General features: G+C 44.7%; 19 protein-coding genes and 1 pseudogene. 11 read left to right on the forward strand and 9 right to left on the reverse strand.

Annotation, left to right across the window (positions count from 1 at the left end; all coding sequences use genetic code 11):
• Positions 1-49: 49 nt before the first annotated feature.
• From RH85_RS14185 to RH85_RS14200, 4 genes are all read right to left on the reverse strand, one after another.
• Positions 50-499 (reverse strand): DoxX family protein, encoded by a 450-nt coding sequence (locus tag RH85_RS14185; protein WP_006713393.1) that lies wholly within the window; start codon positions 497-499, stop codon positions 50-52.
• Positions 486-1,286, reverse strand: a complete 801-nt coding sequence (locus tag RH85_RS14190; RefSeq protein ID WP_006713394.1) for an HvfC/BufC N-terminal domain-containing protein — start codon at positions 1,284-1,286, stop codon at positions 486-488. The genes RH85_RS14185 and RH85_RS14190 overlap by 14 nt, the downstream gene beginning before the upstream one ends.
• Positions 1,283-2,173 (reverse strand): MNIO family bufferin maturase, encoded by an 891-nt coding sequence (gene bufB / locus RH85_RS14195; protein WP_006713395.1) that lies wholly within the window; start codon positions 2,171-2,173, stop codon positions 1,283-1,285. The genes RH85_RS14190 and bufB overlap by 4 nt, the downstream gene beginning before the upstream one ends.
• Positions 2,174-2,288: 115 nt before the next feature.
• On the reverse strand, positions 2,289-2,549 hold the full coding sequence (locus tag RH85_RS14200) for a BufA1 family periplasmic bufferin-type metallophore (RefSeq protein ID WP_006713396.1): 261 nt from the start codon (positions 2,547-2,549) through the stop codon (positions 2,289-2,291).
• 256 nt (positions 2,550-2,805) lie between these two features.
• Between RH85_RS14200 and uvrD the strand changes: the two genes are divergently transcribed.
• Positions 2,806-4,980 (forward strand): DNA helicase II, encoded by a 2,175-nt coding sequence (uvrD, locus tag RH85_RS14205; protein WP_006713397.1) that lies wholly within the window; start codon positions 2,806-2,808, stop codon positions 4,978-4,980.
• Positions 4,981-5,943: 963 nt separating this feature from the next.
• Here the strand turns inward: uvrD and RH85_RS14210 are convergent.
• From RH85_RS14210 to rarD, 3 genes are all read right to left on the reverse strand, one after another.
• Positions 5,944-6,597, reverse strand: a complete 654-nt coding sequence (locus RH85_RS14210; RefSeq protein WP_006713399.1) for a LysE family translocator — start codon at positions 6,595-6,597, stop codon at positions 5,944-5,946.
• A 71-nt stretch (positions 6,598-6,668) separates the two neighbouring features.
• Positions 6,669-7,466: an AraC family transcriptional regulator gene (locus tag RH85_RS14215; RefSeq protein ID WP_006713400.1), complete on the reverse strand. Its 798-nt coding sequence runs from the start codon at positions 7,464-7,466 to the stop codon at positions 6,669-6,671.
• A gap of 66 nt (positions 7,467-7,532) precedes the next feature.
• A complete protein-coding gene (rarD, locus tag RH85_RS14220; protein WP_006713401.1) occupies positions 7,533-8,447 on the reverse strand; it encodes an EamA family transporter RarD in 915 nt (304 codons plus the stop codon).
• Positions 8,448-8,591: 144 nt separating this feature from the next.
• On the opposite strand from rarD, the gene recQ reads away from it, so the two are divergent.
• From recQ to RH85_RS14235, 3 genes are all read left to right on the forward strand, one after another.
• A complete protein-coding gene (recQ, locus tag RH85_RS14225) occupies positions 8,592-10,430 on the forward strand; it encodes an ATP-dependent DNA helicase RecQ (protein ID WP_006713402.1) in 1,839 nt (612 codons plus the stop codon).
• Positions 10,423-10,749, forward strand: coding sequence for a DUF3630 family protein (locus RH85_RS14230; RefSeq protein WP_006713403.1), 327 nt, complete (start codon positions 10,423-10,425; stop codon positions 10,747-10,749). The genes recQ and RH85_RS14230 overlap by 8 nt, the downstream gene beginning before the upstream one ends.
• Positions 10,750-10,965: 216 nt before the next feature.
• The gene (locus tag RH85_RS14235; RefSeq protein ID WP_006713404.1) at positions 10,966-11,652 is read left to right on the forward strand and encodes a 7-cyano-7-deazaguanine/7-aminomethyl-7-deazaguanine transporter; all 687 of its coding nucleotides are present in this window, start codon (positions 10,966-10,968) and stop codon (positions 11,650-11,652) included.
• 82 nt (positions 11,653-11,734) lie between these two features.
• On the opposite strand, the gene gppA is transcribed toward RH85_RS14235, so the two are convergent.
• Together gppA and rhlB are read right to left on the reverse strand one after the other, a co-directional pair.
• Complete coding sequence (gppA, locus tag RH85_RS14240) at positions 11,735-13,225, reverse strand: guanosine-5'-triphosphate,3'-diphosphate diphosphatase (RefSeq protein WP_006713405.1); 1,491 nt, start codon at positions 13,223-13,225, stop codon at positions 11,735-11,737.
• A gap of 6 nt (positions 13,226-13,231) precedes the next feature.
• On the reverse strand, positions 13,232-14,533 hold the full coding sequence (gene rhlB, locus RH85_RS14245) for an ATP-dependent RNA helicase RhlB (protein ID WP_006713406.1): 1,302 nt from the start codon (positions 14,531-14,533) through the stop codon (positions 13,232-13,234).
• A gap of 111 nt (positions 14,534-14,644) precedes the next feature.
• On the opposite strand from rhlB, the gene trxA reads away from it, so the two are divergent.
• The 7 genes and pseudogenes from trxA to fre all read left to right on the forward strand — a co-directional run bounded on the left by trxA (position 14,645) and on the right by fre (position 20,466).
• A complete protein-coding gene (trxA, locus tag RH85_RS14250) occupies positions 14,645-14,971 on the forward strand; it encodes a thioredoxin TrxA (protein ID WP_006713407.1) in 327 nt (108 codons plus the stop codon).
• Positions 14,972-15,173: 202 nt separating this feature from the next.
• Complete coding sequence (gene rho / locus RH85_RS14255; protein ID WP_005594566.1) at positions 15,174-16,433, forward strand: transcription termination factor Rho; 1,260 nt, start codon at positions 15,174-15,176, stop codon at positions 16,431-16,433.
• 102 nt (positions 16,434-16,535) lie between these two features.
• Entirely contained in the window at positions 16,536-17,534 is a 999-nt protein-coding gene (locus RH85_RS14260) for a hypothetical protein (RefSeq protein WP_006713408.1), read from the forward strand.
• A 90-nt stretch (positions 17,535-17,624) separates the two neighbouring features.
• A pseudogene (gene ubiD / locus RH85_RS14265) lies at positions 17,625-19,011 on the forward strand (4-hydroxy-3-polyprenylbenzoate decarboxylase); the annotation flags it as partial.
• A gap of 11 nt (positions 19,012-19,022) precedes the next feature.
• A complete protein-coding gene (locus tag RH85_RS23745) occupies positions 19,023-19,469 on the forward strand; it encodes a UbiD family decarboxylase (RefSeq protein ID WP_420895803.1) in 447 nt (148 codons plus the stop codon).
• The gene (locus RH85_RS14270; protein WP_006713410.1) at positions 19,469-19,738 is read left to right on the forward strand and encodes a 2Fe-2S iron-sulfur cluster-binding protein; all 270 of its coding nucleotides are present in this window, start codon (positions 19,469-19,471) and stop codon (positions 19,736-19,738) included. Before RH85_RS23745 ends, RH85_RS14270 begins: the two co-directional genes overlap by 1 nt.
• Before the next feature lie 14 nt (positions 19,739-19,752).
• Positions 19,753-20,466 carry an NAD(P)H-flavin reductase gene (gene fre, locus RH85_RS14275; protein ID WP_006713411.1) on the forward strand — a complete coding sequence of 238 codons (714 nt, stop codon included), beginning with the start codon at positions 19,753-19,755 and terminating at the stop codon, positions 20,464-20,466.
• The last annotated feature ends 499 nt before the right edge of the window (positions 20,467-20,965 follow it).

Below are 20,965 nucleotides of genomic sequence, written 5' to 3' on the forward strand. Positions count from 1 at the left end.
TAAAGCCTTCCATTTGGAAGGCTTTTTACTATTTGGCATTGGTGAAAGTCTAGCTTTGCAGTTTGGATTTAAGCCATTTATCGAGAGAGAGAGGGCCTGGTCCCCAAACCACCACAATTAGGATCATTAACCCCCATAGTTGGTGGTCATAGAAGCCTTTCTCCCACAGCAATGGATAGGAAACGACGGCGATAATATTAAACACAAATAGGATGGCTGCCATGGGGCGAGTGAATAAGCCAAAAGCGAGAAATACAGGCAGTATAAGCTCTGCCGCGGTGCCCATATAAGCGGCTAACTCCCATGGGATAAGTGGTACTTGGTATTCCAACTCAAAAAGATAGAGTGTGCTATCCCAAGAATTAAACTTGATTAGGCCCGAATTAAAAAATACCCAAGCGACCCATAAACGACAAAATAGCAACAATAATGGGACAAACACACATTGCAGTTTACCGATAAGGCTATCGTAGCTTTCAATCATATTATTTGTTGTCATGGATCTCTCCTTTATCCAATTCACTCGTCAATTGGGGGGATAGCGAAAACCCCGCAATAATGTTGAGCTCAATGATTTGATTTAGTGCACTCAAATACTCAGGGGCGATATCACCGAGGGTTAGGTTTTGCTTCAAATGAAGTAATAATTGATAACTTTGTTCGCTGAGCGCTTGGCTCCAGATCTCACCATTATCGTTACAGGCACATATGCCTTGTTGTGCTTGCTGAATGTCTAGCTGAGAAAAGTCTTTACTATGGTTGTGAATGATTTTTTGTAGTGCATAAATGGCAAAAGGGCTATCGAACAGCACCACATCAGGATGGAGTTGAAATTGAATATCTGCATGCTGAGATGCGGAAAGTTGGCTTAAATCCGCTAAGGAATATTCTGTGGCGTGAAGGCGTGAAAACCGTTGCTGGCTGCAATCGAGAGCCCACTCAAATTGTGCTACGGCTGCAATATAAGGCGCGGCCTGCATCACGGTATCAAACTGTTTTAGTGTGGCATCAAATTGCTCACCATAGGCACTGACATCCCCTTGAGTTAACGGAGTGCTGAGTACATGTTGTCGAGCGATTTGTAAAAAACACTCTTCTCCCAGTAGCGATGTCACCATAGGGTAGGTCGCCAGCAACACTTCACTGAGACTCACAATGAAGTTGTTGCGATAGATCTGCATGCGTTCATCAGCGCTAAAGGCATCGCTCACAATATCACATTCCTCCCCCAGGGCTTGATAATGCAAGGCCTTTGCAAATTGCTGCTGTAGTGTCGCGAGTTTCATAATGCGCTCCTCGACTCACGTGGTAAGTGTGTATACGAAGAGGAGGTGTTGCTTGAAATGGATGTCAGTATTGAACTGGCTTTGCCTGCCTGTTGCAGCAAAATATCGGGGCTAGGTATGTCTAGATCCCATTCAATTAATGAGTGTCGTGCGCCATGTTGTGTGCTCCATGCCGCGAATAATTGCCATACCTCATCACTCACAGGGCGACTGTGGGTATCGATCCAGATTTCACCTTTATCCAATTTCTTTACGCTAAAACCTGCCAAATGAATTTCATCGACAGCCTGTGAGGGAATACCTTCCAAATAGGTTTGATGAGAGAAACCATGATTAAATGCTGAGACGTGGATGTTATTAAAGTCGAGCAGTAAGCGACATTCGGTGCGACGATGCACTTCGGCGAGAAAGTCCCACTCAGCGATGGTCGAGTGGTTAAATTTGACATAACTGGACGGATTTTCGATCAAAAGGGGTCTTTGCAGTGCCTCTTGCACTTCCAATACATTACGGCAAAAAACATTCAAGGCCTCTTCGGTATACGGCAGTGGCAATAGGTCATTAAAGTGATGACCTCCGTTTTCACTCCAACTTAAATGATCGGAGACCAAAATAGGATCAACTTGGTTAACCAGCGCTTGTAAGTTAGCTAAGTGATGCTGGCTAATTCGTGCCACGCTGCCGAGTGACAAACCAATCCCATGGCAGCTGATTTGATAGCGTTCACGTAAAGTGAGAAGCTGCTTTCTGGCGATAGAATTGGGTTGAAAATAGTTTTCGCTGTGAATTTCTAACCAAGATAAATGCGCAGGCTCGGACAAAAAGAAATCCATGTGTGGCTCGCGTAAACCAACACCAACCAATGGATGTTGAGCTGATAGTGTCACGACAATGTCCCTAAAAGTTTGGTGTAACGATTGTTGTTGAGTTGATGTGTGGAATAAGTAAGGTGCGCTGGTTGAGCGTCAGCGCACCGAATGATAAGTCGCAGTAGCGGGTCGCTTAAGCTGACTCGTTGCTGCCACCGGATAACTTGTCACATAAACCTTTCGGAACAACGACGAAAGCATCTTTTTGGTTATCTTCTTTGGCAGTCCCTGCACAAGAGCTGGTTTTCGTTGCGCAGTCATTCTTACCTGCTTTAGCCACGCCGTAGCATTTTTCCTTATCAGCCGCGACAGCAGGGGCGGCGGTTAACATGGTGCCACCTAACGCAATAAGACCTGTAATTGCAGCTGTAACGGCTAGATTAGACTTTTTCATAGTAATTTCCTCTGACTGAATTCCTTTGTTTAAATACACAAGCTAATCATCAACTTGCTTACATAAAAGGATAGAAAAGGCGTGAGAAAACTTTCATTAAATTTATAAAATGTACAAATATGTTTGCAAATTGCTACCTAATTGGTTGATGCGTAAGCAATAAAAAAGTGGAAAAAATTTCTCCGTTTTGTGCTCATATCGCATAGCTGTTTAGGTTATAATCAACTTTTATGTATAAATAACCAGTAGCTTAGCCATGATAGATCCTTCTTTACTTATCGACGGTCTGAACGATAAACAGCGTGAGGCTGTAGCCGCTCCAATCGAAAACCTACTTGTTCTTGCTGGTGCAGGCAGTGGTAAAACCCGTGTGCTTGTCCATCGCATTGCTTGGTTGATGTCGGTTGAACAGGCGTCACCGTTTTCGATAATGTCCGTGACCTTTACCAATAAAGCCGCGGCAGAGATGCGAGGCCGTATTGAAGAGTTGATGATGGGCAGTTCGTCGGGTATGTGGAATGGTACTTTCCATGGCATTTGTCACCGTATTCTGCGAGCACATTATCTTGACGCTAAGCTACCGGAAGACTTTCAGATCATTGATTCAGATGATCAGCAGCGCTTATTAAAACGTTTGATTAAAGCGCAAAATTTGGATGAAAAGCAGTGGCCTCCACGTCAGGTTTGCTGGTGGATTAATGGCAAAAAAGATGAAGGTTTGCGCCCAAATCACATTGATGCCTACCATGATCCAATTACTAAAACCTACCTGCAATTGTACAGTGCCTATCAAGAAGCGTGTGATCGCGCCGGCTTAGTCGATTTTGCTGAAATCTTGCTAAGAGCACATGAGTTGTTGCGTGATAAAACTGCGATCCGTGAACATTACCAAGCGCGCTTTAAGCACATCTTGGTAGACGAATTTCAAGATACCAACAACATCCAATACGCTTGGCTGCGTATGATGGCTGGCCGAGATACTCACGTGATGATCGTGGGTGATGATGACCAGTCTATCTATGGTTGGCGCGGTGCTCAGATTGAAAATATTGAAAAATTCACTCTGGAATTTCCGAGTGTGAATACCATTCGTCTTGAGCAAAACTATCGTTCAACCAAGACCATTCTTGAAGCATCGAACACCCTAATTGCTAATAACACTGAGCGTATGGGTAAAGAGTTGTGGACTGATGGAAAGGTCGGTGAGCCAATCTCTGTCTACTCTGCTTACAACGAGCTTGATGAAGCGCGCTTTGCTGTGAGCAAAATTAAAGAGTGGCAAGAAAAAGGCGGCGTGTTGAATGACACCGCGATGCTTTATCGTAATAACGCCCAGTCTCGTGTGCTTGAGGAAGCCTTGCTGCAAGCGGGTTTACCTTATCGTATTTATGGCGGTATGCGATTTTTCGAACGTCAGGAAATTCGTGATGCATTAGGCTATTTGCGCCTGATAAACAATCGCGATAACGACGCGGCATTTGAACGTATCGTAAACACGCCAACACGTGGCCTTGGTGATAAAACCCTAGAAACGGTGCGCTTTGCGGCGCGCGATCGTGGCTGCACCTTGTGGGAATCATGTGTTGCGTTGATTGATGAGCAAGTGCTGACTGGCCGTGCAGCGGGCGCATTGAGTCGCTTTATTGAACTGATAAATGCCATGGAAGATGACACGCGTGAAATGTCATTGCACGAGCAAACTGACCATGTGGTGAAATACTCCGGCTTGTTCGCTATGTATGAGCAAGAAAAGGGTGAGAAATCCAAAGCTCGTATTGAGAACTTGGAAGAATTGGTCACGGCAACTCGCCAATTTGAAAAGCCAGAAGAAGCGGATGAAATGAGTGAACTGACTGCTTTCTTAACGCATGCCGCATTGGAAGCAGGTGAAGGCCAAGCGGATGAGTTTGAAGACGCAGTACAGTTGATGACATTACACAGTGCAAAAGGCTTGGAATTCCCGGTGGTATTCATGGTTGGTGTCGAAGAGGGGATGTTCCCAAGCCAGATGTCAGCGGAAGAAGCAGGGCGTTTGGAAGAAGAGCGCCGCCTTTGCTACGTTGGTATGACCCGTGCGATGGAAAAGCTCTATATCACTTACGCAGAAATGCGCCGTCTGTATGGCCAAGACAAGTACCATAAGCCATCCCGCTTTATTCGTGAATTGCCAGAAACGTGCTTAGATGAAGTGCGCATGAAGGCGCAAGTGAGTCGTCCTTCAAGCAGTGGTCGCTTTAGCCAAACGGTAGTGAAAGAGAGCTTCAATGAAACAGGCTTTACGCTTGGTTCTCGTGTTCTCCACCCGAAATTTGGTGAAGGTACCATCATTAACTTTGAAGGTAGCGGCCCACAAAGTCGCGTACAAGTTGCCTTTAATGGTGAAGGTATTAAATGGTTAGTGACTGCTTATGCACGATTAGAAAAGCTCTAATCAGCAAATCAAATTGAATTCAAAGGCGTACTTCGGTACGCCTTTTTAGTATTTGGCCTATGGGTGTCCTAAAGCTCTCTAAGCAGTACAAACTTAATTGGTTTTCAAATTTACTTTGTATTATGGACTCTGTATTTGGTAGCAAGACGGAAAAATGAGAAGAGCTTTTGCACATAGCGAATAAAAAATGGCACTTTAAATAATGAGATGGTTTACCAAACTATTTGCAGTTGATGCTAGGCGGCAATTAAACGAAAGCCCTGAGCATAGTGAGCTATGTGATGGGATGAGTGAAAATGGGCAACAACGCAGCGGCAATAAATAGGCAGAAAAAAGAAAAACCCCGAGGGGCTAGGCCCTTCGGGGTTATGGTCTTACTCGCAGCAATCCGGCTACTAAAAGTGCTCCATGCATCAAATCCATGATAGTGTGCTGTAGTCCTTCAGCGTAATCCTTTCGTCGCCATCCTAGCGGTGTCCTTGACCTTATCCTGGTCTACTAATCTTCCTGATTAGCTCTCATCACTTGATCCCTGAGCGGTGTCCATGACATCTTCCTGATGTTCAGTCCTTGCCTCGTCCAGAGGTGTCCATTTCCCATCCTTAGTAGCAACCATCCTAGTCACTATTGCGTCCGTTCAATGTCCTATTTGCTATCCGTGCCGATTATTCATCCTAAATAACCGTATCTTCTTCCTGAAGATGACCTAATCCTTGGTCTTTTCCTGTTCCGTGTCAGAATCCTTCCGACAGGGTTTATATTACGGCTTTCTCGATTTAGAACAATTGATGTAATCGATTTCTTCATCGTAGTAAACGGAGTAAAAATAGAGCATATTATTTAAAATCAATCACTTGAGTTTTGTTTTGGGCTTTTTATCATGTTCGCTATATGCAATGTCCCAAGCATCTTGTAAGAGATCTCTTACAAGGCTAAAGGGCGATCGATGATCTGGCCATCAATCTACACAATCAATAGTGATGAAATGGTGCCCCATATTATGGTTGCGCCTATCAAACTGAACATGATGCCGCAGACGCCATCAATGTATTTGCTGAGTTGATGTAGCTTTTTTTGCAGACGTTGGCTCGACAATAGCCACGCTAACAAAGAGAACCATAGCAAAGATAAACTCCAAAGGATGAACAGCGCAGCCCCTTTGCCACCAAGCGACATGGTTGCGGGCACAAGGCTCGACATTAAGCTAACGAAAAACACTAATGCTTTAGGGTTGAGGATGTTTGTCATGAAGCCACGTGAAAAGGCCTGACGTTTATTACTGAGTAAATATTGCGACTTATTTTTTACACCTGAGGCGTCACTTGATTGAAATGCGCCACGTAAAGCTCCTACGCCTAGATAAAGTAAGTAACTACCGCCGAGCAACTGCAAGGTGGCAAACAAAGTAGGGTGTTGCTGTACCAAATAACTTACGCCGGTAAGACTTAAAATCGAATGGAGTAAAATTCCGCAAGATAGCCCCAAGGCAATAAATAACCCGGTTTGACGGCCGTAACGTGAAGCATTTTGTACTACTAAAGCAAAATCTGGCCCAGGGCTCATTAGCGCAACCCAATGCACAGCAGCAAGGGTGGCAAGGATAGTTAGTTCATTCATAACAAGATTCTAGATAACAACAATGGTGCTAATTATCACTATTTACGTTGGTGTCGGCTTGTAAATTTTGATCACTCATTGATTTGAGTGGGTGGGACACCAAAATTACTTTTGAATGCTTTACTGAAATGGGCCTGATCATAGAAGCCAACTTGATGAGCCACATAGGTGGCGTTGTGACCTTGTTGCAATAACCTCATGGCATGTTCTAAACGTAATCTACTTAGCCAAGCGTAAGGAGTAATACCCATTTGCATTTTAAAGTGGCGTTGAAATTGCGTTGGGGTTAGATGACATAAGTTGGCCAGCTGTTCGAGGCGAATCGCTTGACCAAGATTGTCTAAAATAAAGGATTTTAAAGTGGCAATGGATTGGTGACCAAGTGGCGTCACTTTTTCTTGTTGGCCATAGCCAAACTGAGCGAATAGCTGGTCAAACCCCTCAAGTGGTAAGCAATCTTTGGCCAGTTGACTTTGTGAGTCATCACCTAACAATAAATGCAGTTGATAAAGCTGATTAAAAATGGCGGTGTTGGAAATAATCGTCTGACGGAAACTCAAAATTTGATCGGGTTGAGTGTATTGAGCCAGTTGCGTTAGCCAGTTAGGGTCGATGGCAAAAACTTTAGTTTGGTAGCCGCGTTCTAATACAGAATTCCCATCGTGCAATTCATCTGGAGCCATGATCACCACCTGACCTTGCCCGATATGATGCTGTTGGCCTTGATGGTGAAAACGCTGTTCGCCTTGGGTAATGAGACCAATATGAAAATCGAGATGGTAGTGACGTTGAAAAGCGAATTGTTGATAGCGCGCATCAATTAAATTAATCGATTCACTGATAGTGTTACTGTATTTAACCCGATCCATACAAAATAAGCTTGGTGAAAGTTTCACCAAGCTTATCGAGTCAATCCCAAATTGTCTTGTATAAAATTAGTGGTTGAGCGCTTTTTTGTTACGACGGTTATTACGCAAACCGTCAAGGCTAAAGACGACCAATGCTCCCCAAATAAAGACAAAAGTAAGTGCTTTGTCGAGGTTAAAGGCTTCCCCGTAAACTAACACGGCCAGCAAGAACATTAAGCTTGGGCCTATATACTGGAAGAATCCGAGTGTAGAGAGCTTTAATCGAGTCGCTGCCCCAGTAAAACATAATAGTGGTAAGGTGGTGATCACCCCTGCAGAGACCAATAAAATATTTAAGCTCATCGGGTTTAATTCAAAATTGGATGTGGCCGAATCTGCTATCCACAACAAATAGACTGCAGCCGCTGGTAATAACACTAAAGTTTCGACAAACAATCCAGTTTGCGCACCAACACTGACTTTTTTACGCAATAAACCATAAAAACCAAATGAGCATGCTAAACCTATCGCGACGATCGGCACGGAGCCAAAGGCGATCAGTTGAACTAAGACGCCACCGGTTGCGAGAGCGACGGCGAGCCACTGCATTTTCCTTAAGCGTTCGCCCAAAAACAGCATCCCGAGCAAAACATTTATCAATGGGTTAATGAAATACCCCAAACTGGCGTCGAGCATATGATTACTGTTGACGGCCCAGATAAAAATTAGCCAGTTCGAACCAATCAAGATTGAAGAGGTGAGTAGATAAAGCATCTTGCGTTTATCAACCATCACATCACGTACGCTGTGCCAGTGGCGCCCAAAATGGAGCAGGGCAGCAAGAAGGAAGAAAGACCAAACCACGCGGTGACTTAAGATCTCTAATGGGGCAACAGCGCTTAACGATTTAAAGTAAATCGGAGCGATACCCCACATGGTGTAAGCACCGAGAGCAAACAGGACACCTTGGCGCGATCGTTGTTGTTGTTCTTCTGGGGTCATACAAGATCACTAACTGTTTTAAAAAGAGGGGAATTGGTCAGTATAAAAGCGGCCTGATAAAACGCCTAACAATTTGCAGTTTTATTCACCAGCGTTCCCCACTACAATGTGCCACTTACCTCGCACTGAGTAACTGAGAAATAGATGACCTCGACACTTTTAGCCCAACCTGACGATGAGATAACTGTCACTGCACAAAGCGTGCTTGAACAGGTGTTTGGTTATCAACAATTCCGTTCAGGACAAGAGCAAGTGATTGAGGCGGCAATTCAAGGCCAAGACAGTCTTGTGATCATGCCAACAGGTGGCGGTAAGTCGCTTTGTTATCAAGTGCCAGCTCTGGTGCGCGAAGGGTTGACCTTGGTGATATCGCCACTGATTTCATTGATGAAAGACCAAGTCGATCAGTTAAAGGCTGATGGGGTGGCGGCTGAATGTGTTAACTCCACTATGTCGCGTGAAGATCTTATCTCTGTCTATAACCGAATGAATTCGGGCGCGCTTAAGCTGGTTTATGTGTCACCAGAAAGGGTGCTAATGCGTGATTTCATCGAGCGTTTGCAAGGTTTATCCCTGAGTATGATCGCAGTCGATGAAGCACACTGTATTTCTCAGTGGGGACATGATTTCCGTCCAGAATACGCTTCCCTCGGTCAGCTGAAGCACTATTTTCCTCATGTGCCGTTTATGGCGCTCACGGCAACCGCTGATGACGCTACGCGCAATGATATAGTCAGTCGCTTACAGTTGGTTGACCCGCTTAATTACCTAGGCAGTTTCGACCGACCTAATATCCGTTACACCTTGTTGGAAAAACATAAGCCGGTTTCACAAATTATTCGTTATCTTGATACCCAAAAAGGGCATTGCGGCATTATTTATTGTGGTAGCCGTAAAAAAGTTGAGATGGTGACAGAGAAACTGTGCAACAACCATATTCGTGCCGCCAGTTATCACGCGGGCATGGATGCGGACGAGCGTGCTTACGTGCAAGAAGCTTTTCAACGTGATGATATTCAAATCGTGGTGGCAACCGTTGCCTTTGGTATGGGGATCAATAAGCCTAACGTACGCTTTGTCGCTCACTTTGATATTCCACGTAATATTGAATCGTACTACCAAGAAACCGGTCGTGCCGGTCGTGATGGTTTGCCGGCAGAAGCGGTGATGTTATATGACCCAGCGGATATTAGCTGGTTACGTCGTATGCTGGATGAAAAAGATGACGGGCCGCAAAAGCAGGTAGAAGCACACAAACTCAATGCGATGAGCGCTTTTGCTGAGGCGCAAACCTGTCGTCGCCAAGTGTTATTGAATTATTTTGGCGAATATCGTGATAAGCCTTGTGGTAACTGCGATATTTGTTTAGATCCGCCTAAACATTTCGATGCCACCCAAGAAGCGCAAAAAGCGTTGTCTTGTGTTTATCGCGTAAATCAAAGTTTCGGTATTGGTTATGTCGTGGAAGTGCTGCGTGGTATGCAAAACATTCGTATCCGCGAGCAAGGCCACGATAAGCTATCAACCTATGGTTTGGGGCGTGATCACAGCCATGATTACTGGGTGAGTATTTTCCGCCAACTGATCCATAAAGGCTTACTGTTCCAAAATATCACTCGCAACTCTACGTTGCAGCTAACCGAAGAAGCGCGCCCACTATTACGTGGTGAAATGACGCTTGAGCTCGCTGTACCTCGCTTAGATACGGCCGCCCGCGCAGCAAAATCAGACAAACTATCGAGTAAAAACTACGATAAGAAGCTGTTTGCTAAGCTACGCAAATTACGTAAATCCATTGCCGATGAGGATGGTTTACCTCCTTACGTGGTTTTTAGTGACGCCACCTTAATTGATATGGCGGAGATCTTACCTACATCTTATGGTGAGATGTTGGCGGTGAATGGAGTAGGCCACCGTAAACTCGAAAAATACGCCGATCCATTCTTAGATTTAATTCAGGAACACATTACTCAGCATGGCTAATAAAATGGAATTTGGCTTGATTGAATATCAAGCCGATCAGGGAAGAGTCGTCATTAAAGCGCCCGATTTTGATTTTGATTCGTTCCCCAAAATGGCCGAACGCTTGCTCGCTGCACTACCAGCGGCGGTGATCGAAAAACAGTGTGATGCGGATATTCATTCATGGTTGATTGATTTTGAAGAGTGCCAAATGTTTCTCAAAGCTGAGCACTACAGCGAAAGTGTTTGGTTTGAAAGCCTCTCTGGAGTTGATTGCCAACCCGAGTTTGCTTACCTTGCGAGCCTGTTCCAACAAGGTTTTACATTGTCTGATGAATAGGCAGTCTGTGAGGTGAAAATCCATCTTGCAGACAAAACTGGTTAATGTATAATCGCCCGCCTCTCGCTGTTCGGTATCAAATACCAGGCAGTCAGAACAAATAAACTTTTATTTTTAAACATTGTTGGTAAGTATTCGCTTCGTTTTCTATTTTAGATAACGCGGTGGGCACGATTTGGGTTCCCTCACCCCCAAACCAAACTAAAAAGGTATCGCATGAGTAACTTCACGTCTGCGCAACAGCGCAACGCCCTTCTATATTTAGCTTTGTTCCACCTGATCATTATTGCATCGAGCAATTATCTGGTTCAGTTGCCGTTTACCATTTTTGGATTCCACACCACGTGGGGCGCTTTCACTTTTCCATTTATCTTCTTAGCAACGGATTTAACGGTACGTATTTTTGGTGCACAAATGGCGCGTAAAATCATCTTCTTGGTGATGTTGCCGGCATTGGTTGTCTCTTATTTACTTTCGGTCGTTTTCTTTGAAGGTCAATATCAAGGCTTCAGTCATCTAGGCGAATTCAATGTATTTGTTGCGCGTATTGCCGCGGCAAGTTTTATGGCTTATTTGCTTGGCCAAGTATTGGATGTACAAGTATTTAACCGCTTACGCCAAATGAAACAGTGGTGGATCGCACCAACCTGTTCAACCCTATTTGGTAACGCAATCGACACGATGGCATTTTTCGCTGTGGCATTTTATCAAAGCCCAGATCCATTTATGGCTGAGCATTGGATGGAAATCGCAGCCGTCGACTATGGTTTCAAATTGATCATCAGCTTAGGTCTGTTTGTTCCTATGTATGGTGTCCTATTGAACTATCTGGTGAAAAAACTAACGTCAGTTAATCCAGAATTTCGACTGATGGGAATGAGTACCGCTGATAAAGTTTCTTAGGTAATGCGATACCAATGAAAATAGAAAAGCCCGCATTGATTTGCGGGCTTTTTGCATTTGTCGACCGACTTGGTGAAAGAGATTAGCGACTGATAATATTCAGTGGCCAGCCAATATCACTTTGTCGATTTGCTTCAATCTCTAGTTCACTGGCGGTGAGTGGATTATTTACTAACCATTGCGCATCAATAAACAAAGAGAGCTTATCTCCTTCTGATTGAAGCTCTACTTGCGGCTCCAATGCTTGATGACGGCGATGGGTCAGCAGCACCGATAAACGTAATAAACGCAGAATACGTTTAGCGCTGGCACTTGAGATTGCATGTTGCTCTGGAAGTGAAGTGAGCTGTTCACGATAGCGGCGAACGACTTCTGCTAGCAGGTGTTTTTGTGCGCGAGTGTAGCCAGGTAAATCTAAGTTTTTTAGTAAGTATGCCGCATGCTCGCCACCTTTCTTAAAATCGATCGCTAAACCGATTTCATGCAGTTTTGCTGCGGTGTCTAACATGGCACTGGCTTGTGGCTCTGTTAACCAATTCTCTTGGCACTGGTTAAGTAGGCATTGAGCTAAATCGGCAACTTGTTGGCCGTATTCTTGATCAATCTGGTAGCGATTTTGAACACTAGCGATGGTGCGAACTCGAATGTCATTTTGTTTTAACTCATCGACCATTTCATAGACGAGGCCTTCACGTAGAGCGCCGCCGGCAAGCGTCATGGAATCGATGTCGAGTAGCTCAAAAATAGCGATGAGAATAGAAAGGCCGCTTGGGAAAACTAAAGCTCGCTCAAGGGTTAACCCTTCAATATCCAACTCTTCTAGATGATCAGCCAGCATGGCTTGTTTTTGCAGGCGCATGAGTTTGGCGTGGGTGATTACCTCATCCATTCCTTGCGCCAGCATGATCTCTTGTAACGCTTGCACAGTGCCTGATGCACCAACACAAACGTCCCAACCTAGCTCGGTATATTGTTGTAAAATAGGGTCTAATGTCGCCTTCGCCGCATCAATCGCTTGATTGAAGTTACGAATATTAAGTTGGCGATCTTTGAAGTGGCGTTCTAACCAAGTCACACACCCCATTTTCAGGCTGGTTAATGCTTTGGCTTCAAATCCCTCTCCAATAATCAGTTCAGTACTGGCTCCGCCAATATCCACGACTAAGCGGCGACCACTGCCACCAGAGGTGTGTGCAACACCCTTGTAAATGGTAGCAGCTTCTTCTTCGCCACAAATGACGTCTATTTTATAACCGAGAATTTGGTTTGCTCTCGTCAAGAAAACATCCACATTGGTCGCGGTACGTAATGTCGCTGTGCCAACAATACGAATGTTTTCTTTTGGGATATCTTGCAGTCGCTCTGCAAATAAACTCAAGCAGTCCCAACCTCTTTGCATGGCTTCTTGGCTCAACGCATTCTTTTCGTTAAGTCCTGCAGCAAGGCGAACCTTACGTTTAATTTTGGCCATGGTCTGAACGCTGCCATCAATATGACGCACAACGAGCATATGAAAACTGTTCGACCCGAGGTCGATAGCGGCGTACAGCGGCGATGGAACAACTTGGCTCATAGCGACTTAAGAATCCTTTTGTTGACGCGGTGGGCGTGAGCGATTTGGTTTGCGATTGCCAGAACGAGAGCCACCAGTGTTAGTGCGGCGTTGTTGCTGGTTACGCGTGCGCAGACGGATCGGCGCCGGTAGATCTTGGATCAAAGCAGACGAATCGTATTCCGATACAGAAATCGTGTGCTCGATGTACTCTTCGATTGCTGGCAAGTTGATCGCGTATTGTTCACAAGCAAATGTGATTGAGTGGCCACTTGCGCCAGCACGACCAGTACGACCAATGCGGTGTACGTAATCTTCACAATCGTCAGGTAGATCGTAGTTAAATACGTGAGTCACTTGTGGAATGTGTAGACCACGAGCGGCAACATCCGTTGCGACTAGAATATCGACTTCACCACGAGTAAATTGCTCAAGGATACGCTCACGTTTTTTCTGTGGAACATCGCCCGTTAGTAGGCCAACACGGTGTTTGTCTGCCGCAAGGTGACCCCAAACTGAATCACACATATGTTTGGTATTGGCAAACACGATTGCGCGATCTGGCCATTCTTCTTCAATAATTGTTTGAAGTAGCGCCATTTTATCTTCATTAGAAGGGTAGAAAAGCTCTTCTTGAATTCGGTGACCTGTTTTTTGTTCAGGTTCTACAACCACTGGCACCGGCTCATTCATATGTTCAAAAGCAAGCTCTTGTACACGGTATGAAAGCGTTGCTGAGAACATCATGTTCAAACGTTCTTTTGGTTCCGGCATACGACGGAATAAGAAACGGATGTCCTTGATAAAGCCAAGGTCAAACATGCGGTCGGCTTCGTCTAACACGACAACTTGGATGTGATCTAGATTGAACACACGTTGTTTGTAGAAGTCGATGATACGACCGGTAGTACCAATTAAGATATCTACGCCTTGCTCAAGTTTGGTTACCTGCTTTTCATAGCTTTCGCCGCCGTAAGCTAATGCGGCTTTGATTCCAGTGCTTGCAATTAACGGTTCAGCATCATTAAAGATCTGAATCGCCAACTCACGCGTTGGAGCCATGATGATGGCACGTGGCTGATTTGGCTTGCGGCCTTCATGCTCAGGTGTCGTCAGTAGGTGGTTAAAAGTAGCAGTAAGGAACGCTAACGTCTTACCAGTACCCGTTTGGGCCTGGCCTGCAATATCACGGCCGGAGAGCAGGACCGGCAACGCCTGTGCTTGGATAGGGGTACAAAATTCGAACCCTTTTTGCTCCAAACCCTTTGTAACTTGGGGGTTGAGCCCCAAATCGGCGAACTTTTGCTCTGTGATGTGCGTCTTTTTCATCGCTATAGAATATCAGCTTAAGCTTGCAATACGAAAGTAAATACATTCCAATAGGGCATCTCAATACTGGTTATCATCCAACCAGTTCCGAAAAATACAGTGGAGTGGACGATGAGTGATAATATTTTGCAGCTGACTGATGATGGTTTTGAAAACGACGTAATCAATGCTGCAGGCCCAGTTCTTGTTGATTTTTGGGCAGAGTGGTGTGGTCCTTGTAAGATGATTGCGCCTATTCTTGACGAAATTTCAGAAGAATACGCAGGCAAGCTCACTATCGGTAAACTGAATATCGATCAAAATGCTGGTACACCACCTAAATTTGGTATTCGCGGTATTCCAACGCTACTACTATTTAAAGACGGTAGCGTAGCAGCAACGAAAGTTGGCGCATTGTCTAAAACTCAATTAAAAGAGTTCTTGGACGCTAACCTGTAATACTCGCTGTTAAATAGAACCGTACATTTTACTAATGTGCGGTTTTGTTTTTGAACGGCAACAAAAGATAGACTAGGCTAGTATTTAGTGCTAATTTATCGCACGTAAATTAAACAAGTATTCTCTTCTTGGTCGATCCAGAGACCGAATCCATCTTAACTACAAAACAGATCCTATTTTGACTAAACAAGCATCTACCACCATGAATCTAACAGAACTGAAGAACAGACCTGTTTCTGATCTTGTCAAACTTGGCGAAAGCTTAGGCCTTGAAAACCTGGCTCGTCTAAGAAAACAAGACATCATCTTTGCCATCCTAAAAGCGCATGCGAAAAGCGGTGAAGATATTTTTGGCGATGGGGTTCTGGAAATTTTACAAGACGGTTTTGGTTTCCTACGTAGCGCAGACAGCTCTTACCTTGCTGGTCCTGACGATATTTACGTTTCGCCAAGTCAAATTCGTCGTTTCAACCTGCGTACAGGTGATTCGATTGCCGGAAAAATTCGCCCACCAAAAGATGGCGAACGTTACTTTGCATTATTGAAAGTAAACACGGTAAACCACGACAAACCAGACAACGCTCGTAATAAAATCCTATTTGAAAACCTGACACCTCTACATGCTAATGAACGCATGGTTATGGAGCGTGGTAATGGTGCAACGGAAGATATTACGGCTCGTATCTTGGATTTGGCTTCACCAATTGGTAAAGGTCAACGTGGTCTGATTGTTGCTCCGCCAAAAGCGGGTAAAACAATGCTGCTGCAAAATATTGCACAAAGCATTGCTTACAATCACCCTGAATGTGAATTAATGGTACTTCTTATCGACGAACGTCCGGAAGAAGTAACTGAGATGCAACGTCTTGTGAAAGGCGAAGTAATTGCATCGACATTTGATGAGCCAGCATCTCGTCACGTACAAGTGGCAGAAATGGTTATCGAAAAAGCAAAACGTCTTGTTGAACACAAAAAAGACGTAGTGATCCTGCTTGACTCGATTACTCGTCTAGCGCGTGCATACAACACCGTAGTACCTTCATCAGGTAAAGTACTGACTGGTGGTGTGGATGCAAACGCACTACATCGTCCAAAACGTTTCTTCGGTGCTGCACGTAACGTAGAAGAGGGTGGTAGCTTAACTATCATCGCTACTGCGCTAGTGGACACGGGTTCTAAGATGGACGAAGTAATCTACGAAGAATTTAAAGGTACAGGTAACATGGAACTGCACCTAAACCGTAAGATTGCGGAAAAGCGTGTTTTCCCTGCGATTGACTTCAACCGTTCAGGTACTCGTCGTGAAGAGTTGCTGACGAAAACCGACGAACTGCAGAAAATGTGGATTCTACGTAAAATCGTTCACCCAATGGGCGAAACCGATGCGATGGAATTCCTAATTGATAAGCTTGCAATGACGAAGACCAACGATGAGTTCTTCGACGCAATGCGCCGTCAATAATTTCATTATTTAAAAAACGCCACCGTGATTACGGTGGCGTTTTTGTTTGCATTCTCGTCAGACGAAGAGCACAATGAATGCAAATGTTACAAGGAGGTTAACATGCAACAAGGAATGTTGTCGTCGCTTCTCCTGTCCATATTTTTGGCATTGGTTACACCTAATGCTGTCGCGACAGAAATGCCACCCGAGCGCGTCGAACTGTGGCTGCAAAGCGATCATATGCACAATAAAGTGTCAGAGCTTTTACAGCATGTGGTTGAAGACGATCTCGATAGTCTAAATTTTTCCCTTCAAAGATTGGCCTTTCCACAACAAGAGGTGGCTCGCTACTTATTGCTACAAAAGCTTGAGCAGCAAGAGATGATTCTCACGCCGAAAATGGCCATTTTTGTTGAACAACAAAAATCGATGGTGCCGACCTACCAAATATTGGAACAAGGTGACGGCTATGAATTTAGTATTCCTGCGTTTAATTTTCCTGCTATCGCGAGCCGTTTACTCAAACGTTGGCAGCAAGATCAATCAATACTCGATTTTGTGATGCAGGCAGAGCGACAAGAGCTCGACTTACATCATTGGCTATCTGAAGGCTCTGACTATCAGCGACAAACCCGTGAAAAATTATTAATCCGTGAGTTAGACAGCCTTTCTTTAGAGGCGGTCAATGCGCTTACTCGTCAATTAACTGATGAAGTGGTAGTGAGTTGGTTACCCTCTTCGGAAGTAATGGTGCGGCTCGCTCAAGTCAGTGAAGACCCAAAAACCTACAAATTGGTTTGGCTAATGAAAGCCGATCACCACAGCCAAAACGAGCTGAGTCGATTGGCCCAGGTTGGCGATGCTTTTTCTCAGCAGCAAATCATGCAAGCGTCTAATAACCCCAATTTACGTCAGTTAGCGTTGCAAGAATTAACGCGCATTAAACCGATGAGCGAAGAAGTTAAAACGTTTTTAGTCGCGCGAATGAGAGACAGTGACGAGGCATCATTTGTTGCTGATCAATTGGCTCAGCAAGGATATTCAGCCTGGTTGTCGGAGCTCATTTTGAGTGATAAAAAAGTTAAGCGTAATGCGATTATTAGTGCACTTAGCCAGTAGAGTCGCGTAATACCCACATACAAAAGAGGGATCGGAGATCCTGCTTTGTTTGATATACTGCATGCAGTTTAACCAGCCATTAGAAGAACTATGAGTTTTAAGGACTTGCGCGAATTTGTTGATCAGCTTGAGCAGCTAGGGAAACTAAAACGCATTACTCACCCTATCGATCCCCACTATGAGATGACTGAAATCAGCGATCGCGTGTTGCGTGCTGGCGGTCCGGCTTTATTGTTTGAAAATCCGATAGGTTACGATTACCCGGTACTCACCAACTTATTTGGCACACCAGAACGCGTTGCGATTGGGATGGGACGGTCTGAGGTGAAAGAGCTACGTGAAGTTGGCAAACTACTGGCGTACTTGAAAGAGCCAGAGTCACCGCGTGGTTTTAAAGATGCGCTTGATAAACTTCCGGTCTTTAAACAAGTTCTCAATATGCCCGCTAAGCGCTTACGCAAAGCCCCTTGTCAGGAAATTGTGTGGCAAGGTGACGAGGTCGATCTCGACAAGATTCCAGTCATGAGTTGCTGGCAAGATGACGTGGCGCCTTTGCTTACATGGGGATTAACCATCACCAAAGGTCCAAATAAAAAACGTCAGAACCTTGGGATCTATCGTCAGCAAAAAATAAGCAAAAATAAAATCATTATGCGCTGGCTTGCTCACCGAGGTGGTGCGTTAGATTTACGAGATTGGATGACTACTCATCCGGGTGAGCGATTCCCTGTTTCAGTTGCATTCGGCGCTGATCCTGCCACCATTTTAGGCGCAGTAACCCCAGTTCCTGATAGCTTATCAGAGTATGCTTTCGCTGGATTGTTGCGAGGCAGTCGCACCGAGGTCGTTAAATCTCTCAGTAACGATCTTGATGTTCCAGCCAGTGCTGAAATCGTACTAGAGGGTTATATTGATCCGCAAGAGTTTGCTGATGAAGGACCCTATGGCGATCATACGGGTTACTACAACGAAAAAGAAAAGCATCACGTTTTCACTATCACCCACATTACGATGCGGAACAAGCCAATTTATCACAGCACATACACTGGGCGTCCGCCAGATGAACCAGCTGTGCTTGGCGTGGCATTAAACGAAGTTTTTGTGCCTATCTTGCAAAAACAATTTCCTGAGATCGAGGATTTCTATCTGCCGCCAGAGGGCTGCTCATATCGAATGGCGATTGTCACGCTGAAGAAACAATACCCAGGTCATGCTAAGCGCGTGATGATGGGGGTTTGGTCTTTCTTGCGTCAGTTCATGTATACCAAGTTTGTCATTGTGTGTGATGAGTCGCTTGACGCACGTAATTGGGATGAAGTGGTGCAAGCGATGACGCAAAATATGGACCCAGTGCGTGATACCTTGCTGATTGAACATACGCCAATAGATTCATTGGATTTTGCTTCGCCAGTGGTAGGGCTTGGATCAAAAATTGGTTGGGATGCGACGATTAAGTGGCAAGCCGAATTGGCTACGAGTTCCGCAGAGGTGAAAGGCGAGTTATTAGAGCCGGATGCGATTCTTGAACAGATAAAATTGGCGAACCCGATCATTTGTGACATCTATCTGCCTAAAGGTGCACTATGTGGACAGATGGTCTTAGTTTCGATTGATAAGCAAAATCCGGGTGAAGGACAACAAGTGATAGCTGCGATATGGTCGCATTTATCTCCGCTAGTCGATCCTAAGTTTATTGTAGTATGCGATGATGATGTGAACATTCGCGATTGGAATGATGTCATATGGGCCGTGACGACTCGTATGGACCCCGCACGTGATAGTTTGCTTGAGCGTAGTGCTGATGTTGGGCGCATTGCTTTGGATGCAACCAATAAGCTCGGCGATGAAGCCTCTCGGGAGTGGGGGGTACCTATTAAGAAAGATCCACAGTTGGTCGACAAAATTGATGCAATATGGCATCAATTAGGTCTGTAATGGCAAATTCCGTTACGCTATTACCGAGTCAGGTAACATTTGAAGTCCCATCAGGACAGACGGTGTTGGAAGCAGCGCTCAACAATAATATAAGCTTTCCACATCGTTGTCAGGTGGGGGCATGTGCTATGTGCATGTGTAAAAAAGTATCGGGTGAAGTCCGCTATGAACTGGAACCGATGCTCACAGAACAAGAACAACAGCAAGGGTGGATATTCTCATGCCTTGCCTATACAGAAAGTAATTTAGTACTTACCTTTGAAGAGTAAGTAAGAGGAACCCCATGAGTATTCAATGCAAAGTTAAGTCGATAGAGTCACTCGCAGCTAATACCTATCGTATTCTGCTTCATCCTGAACAGCCTGTTGCTTTTAAAGCGGGCCAATATCTAATGGTTGTTATGGGTGAAAAAGACAAGCGCCCATTTTCTATCGCCAGTAGCCCTTGCCGTCATGAAGGTGAGCTTGAGTTACATATTGGTGCGGCAGAGCAAAATGCTTATGCGCATGAAGTTGTTGAAGCGATGAAAACGGCTCTAAGTGATGGCACATCTATCACTATTGATGCTCCGCATGGGGATGCATGGGTAAAAGAAGAAAGTGAACGACCATTGCTTCTGATTGCGGGCGGTACAGGCTTTAGTTATGTACGTTCAATCTTGGACCATTGCGTTGCACAAAAGAAAGAGAATTCAATTTATCTATACTGGGGCGCTCGCGACAACTGCCAGCTATATGCAAAAGATGAACTCGTTACTTTGGCCGAGCAGTATGAAAATGTGCACTTTATTCCGGTTGTAGAACAAGCACCAAGTGAATGGCAAGGTAAAGTGGGTAACGTATTAGAGGCGGTGAGTGAAGACTTTGATTCTCTAGAAGCGTTTGATATCTATATAGCAGGCCGTTTCGAAATGGCAGGCGCTGCTCGTGAGCAATTTACTCAAAACAAGCAGGCACGAAGCGATCGAATGTTCGCAGATGCCTATGCTTTTATCTAACTGCTAATCAAATTGTTCATCAACAAAGAGGGCTAAATGCCCTCTTTTTCACCATCTTGCTGATAATTTCACCGAATAGTCACTTTTCATGAATTAATTTGCAAAAAGGCTTGCCAATAAAAACCAGTTCCCTATAATGCGCATCCACTGACAGGGCAGACGCCGCAAGGCTTCAGCGTTAGTCAGAGAGGTAAAGGCAACTGAGAAAAGAAATTGAAAAAGTGTTTGACTCTTTCAGTTATCTCGTTAGAATTCACCTCCACTTCGAGAGAAACTCTCGCAGCAAAGCTCTTTAACAATATAAACCTATCAATCTGTGTGGGCACTCGTTGATGATAATCCAATAAGTCCTTGCTTAGGCAAAGACTGTTTCTTCGGAAGCAACATTGGGTTCAATGAACTGAGTGACCAATACAAATAGCTACTTGTAGTTATTTGGCACAGTCAATTCATTATCGTTCTGTTGGAACGATAATAGCTTTAAGATTACTTTTTGTAG

The organism is Vibrio ichthyoenteri ATCC 700023, from assembly GCF_000222605.1.
In the GTDB taxonomy this organism is placed as follows: domain Bacteria; phylum Pseudomonadota; class Gammaproteobacteria; order Enterobacterales; family Vibrionaceae; genus Vibrio; species Vibrio ichthyoenteri.

What these genes read in the sequence shown, in the direction of transcription:
- RH85_RS14185 (WP_006713393.1), bottom strand. Translation starts at nt 499, where the DNA reads ATGACAACAAATAATATGATTGAAAGCTACGATAGCCTTATCGGTAAA.
- RH85_RS14190 (WP_006713394.1), bottom strand. Translation starts at nt 1,286, where the DNA reads ATGAAACTCGCGACACTACAGCAGCAATTTGCAAAGGCCTTGCATTAT.
- RH85_RS14200 (WP_006713396.1), bottom strand. Translation starts at nt 2,549, where the DNA reads ATGAAAAAGTCTAATCTAGCCGTTACAGCTGCAATTACAGGTCTTATT.
- uvrD (WP_006713397.1), top strand. Translation starts at nt 2,806, where the DNA reads ATGATAGATCCTTCTTTACTTATCGACGGTCTGAACGATAAACAGCGT.
- RH85_RS14210 (WP_006713399.1), bottom strand. Translation starts at nt 6,597, where the DNA reads ATGAATGAACTAACTATCCTTGCCACCCTTGCTGCTGTGCATTGGGTT.
- RH85_RS14215 (WP_006713400.1), bottom strand. Translation starts at nt 7,466, where the DNA reads ATGGATCGGGTTAAATACAGTAACACTATCAGTGAATCGATTAATTTA.
- rarD (WP_006713401.1), bottom strand. Translation starts at nt 8,447, where the DNA reads ATGACCCCAGAAGAACAACAACAACGATCGCGCCAAGGTGTCCTGTTT.
- recQ (WP_006713402.1), top strand. Translation starts at nt 8,592, where the DNA reads ATGACCTCGACACTTTTAGCCCAACCTGACGATGAGATAACTGTCACT.
- RH85_RS14230 (WP_006713403.1), top strand. Translation starts at nt 10,423, where the DNA reads ATGGCTAATAAAATGGAATTTGGCTTGATTGAATATCAAGCCGATCAG.
- RH85_RS14235 (WP_006713404.1), top strand. Translation starts at nt 10,966, where the DNA reads ATGAGTAACTTCACGTCTGCGCAACAGCGCAACGCCCTTCTATATTTA.
- gppA (WP_006713405.1), bottom strand. Translation starts at nt 13,225, where the DNA reads ATGAGCCAAGTTGTTCCATCGCCGCTGTACGCCGCTATCGACCTCGGG.
- rhlB (WP_006713406.1), bottom strand. Translation starts at nt 14,533, where the DNA reads ATGAAAAAGACGCACATCACAGAGCAAAAGTTCGCCGATTTGGGGCTC.
- trxA (WP_006713407.1), top strand. Translation starts at nt 14,645, where the DNA reads ATGAGTGATAATATTTTGCAGCTGACTGATGATGGTTTTGAAAACGAC.
- rho (WP_005594566.1), top strand. Translation starts at nt 15,174, where the DNA reads ATGAATCTAACAGAACTGAAGAACAGACCTGTTTCTGATCTTGTCAAA.
- RH85_RS14260 (WP_006713408.1), top strand. Translation starts at nt 16,536, where the DNA reads ATGCAACAAGGAATGTTGTCGTCGCTTCTCCTGTCCATATTTTTGGCA.
- RH85_RS14270 (WP_006713410.1), top strand. Translation starts at nt 19,469, where the DNA reads ATGGCAAATTCCGTTACGCTATTACCGAGTCAGGTAACATTTGAAGTC.
- fre (WP_006713411.1), top strand. Translation starts at nt 19,753, where the DNA reads ATGAGTATTCAATGCAAAGTTAAGTCGATAGAGTCACTCGCAGCTAAT.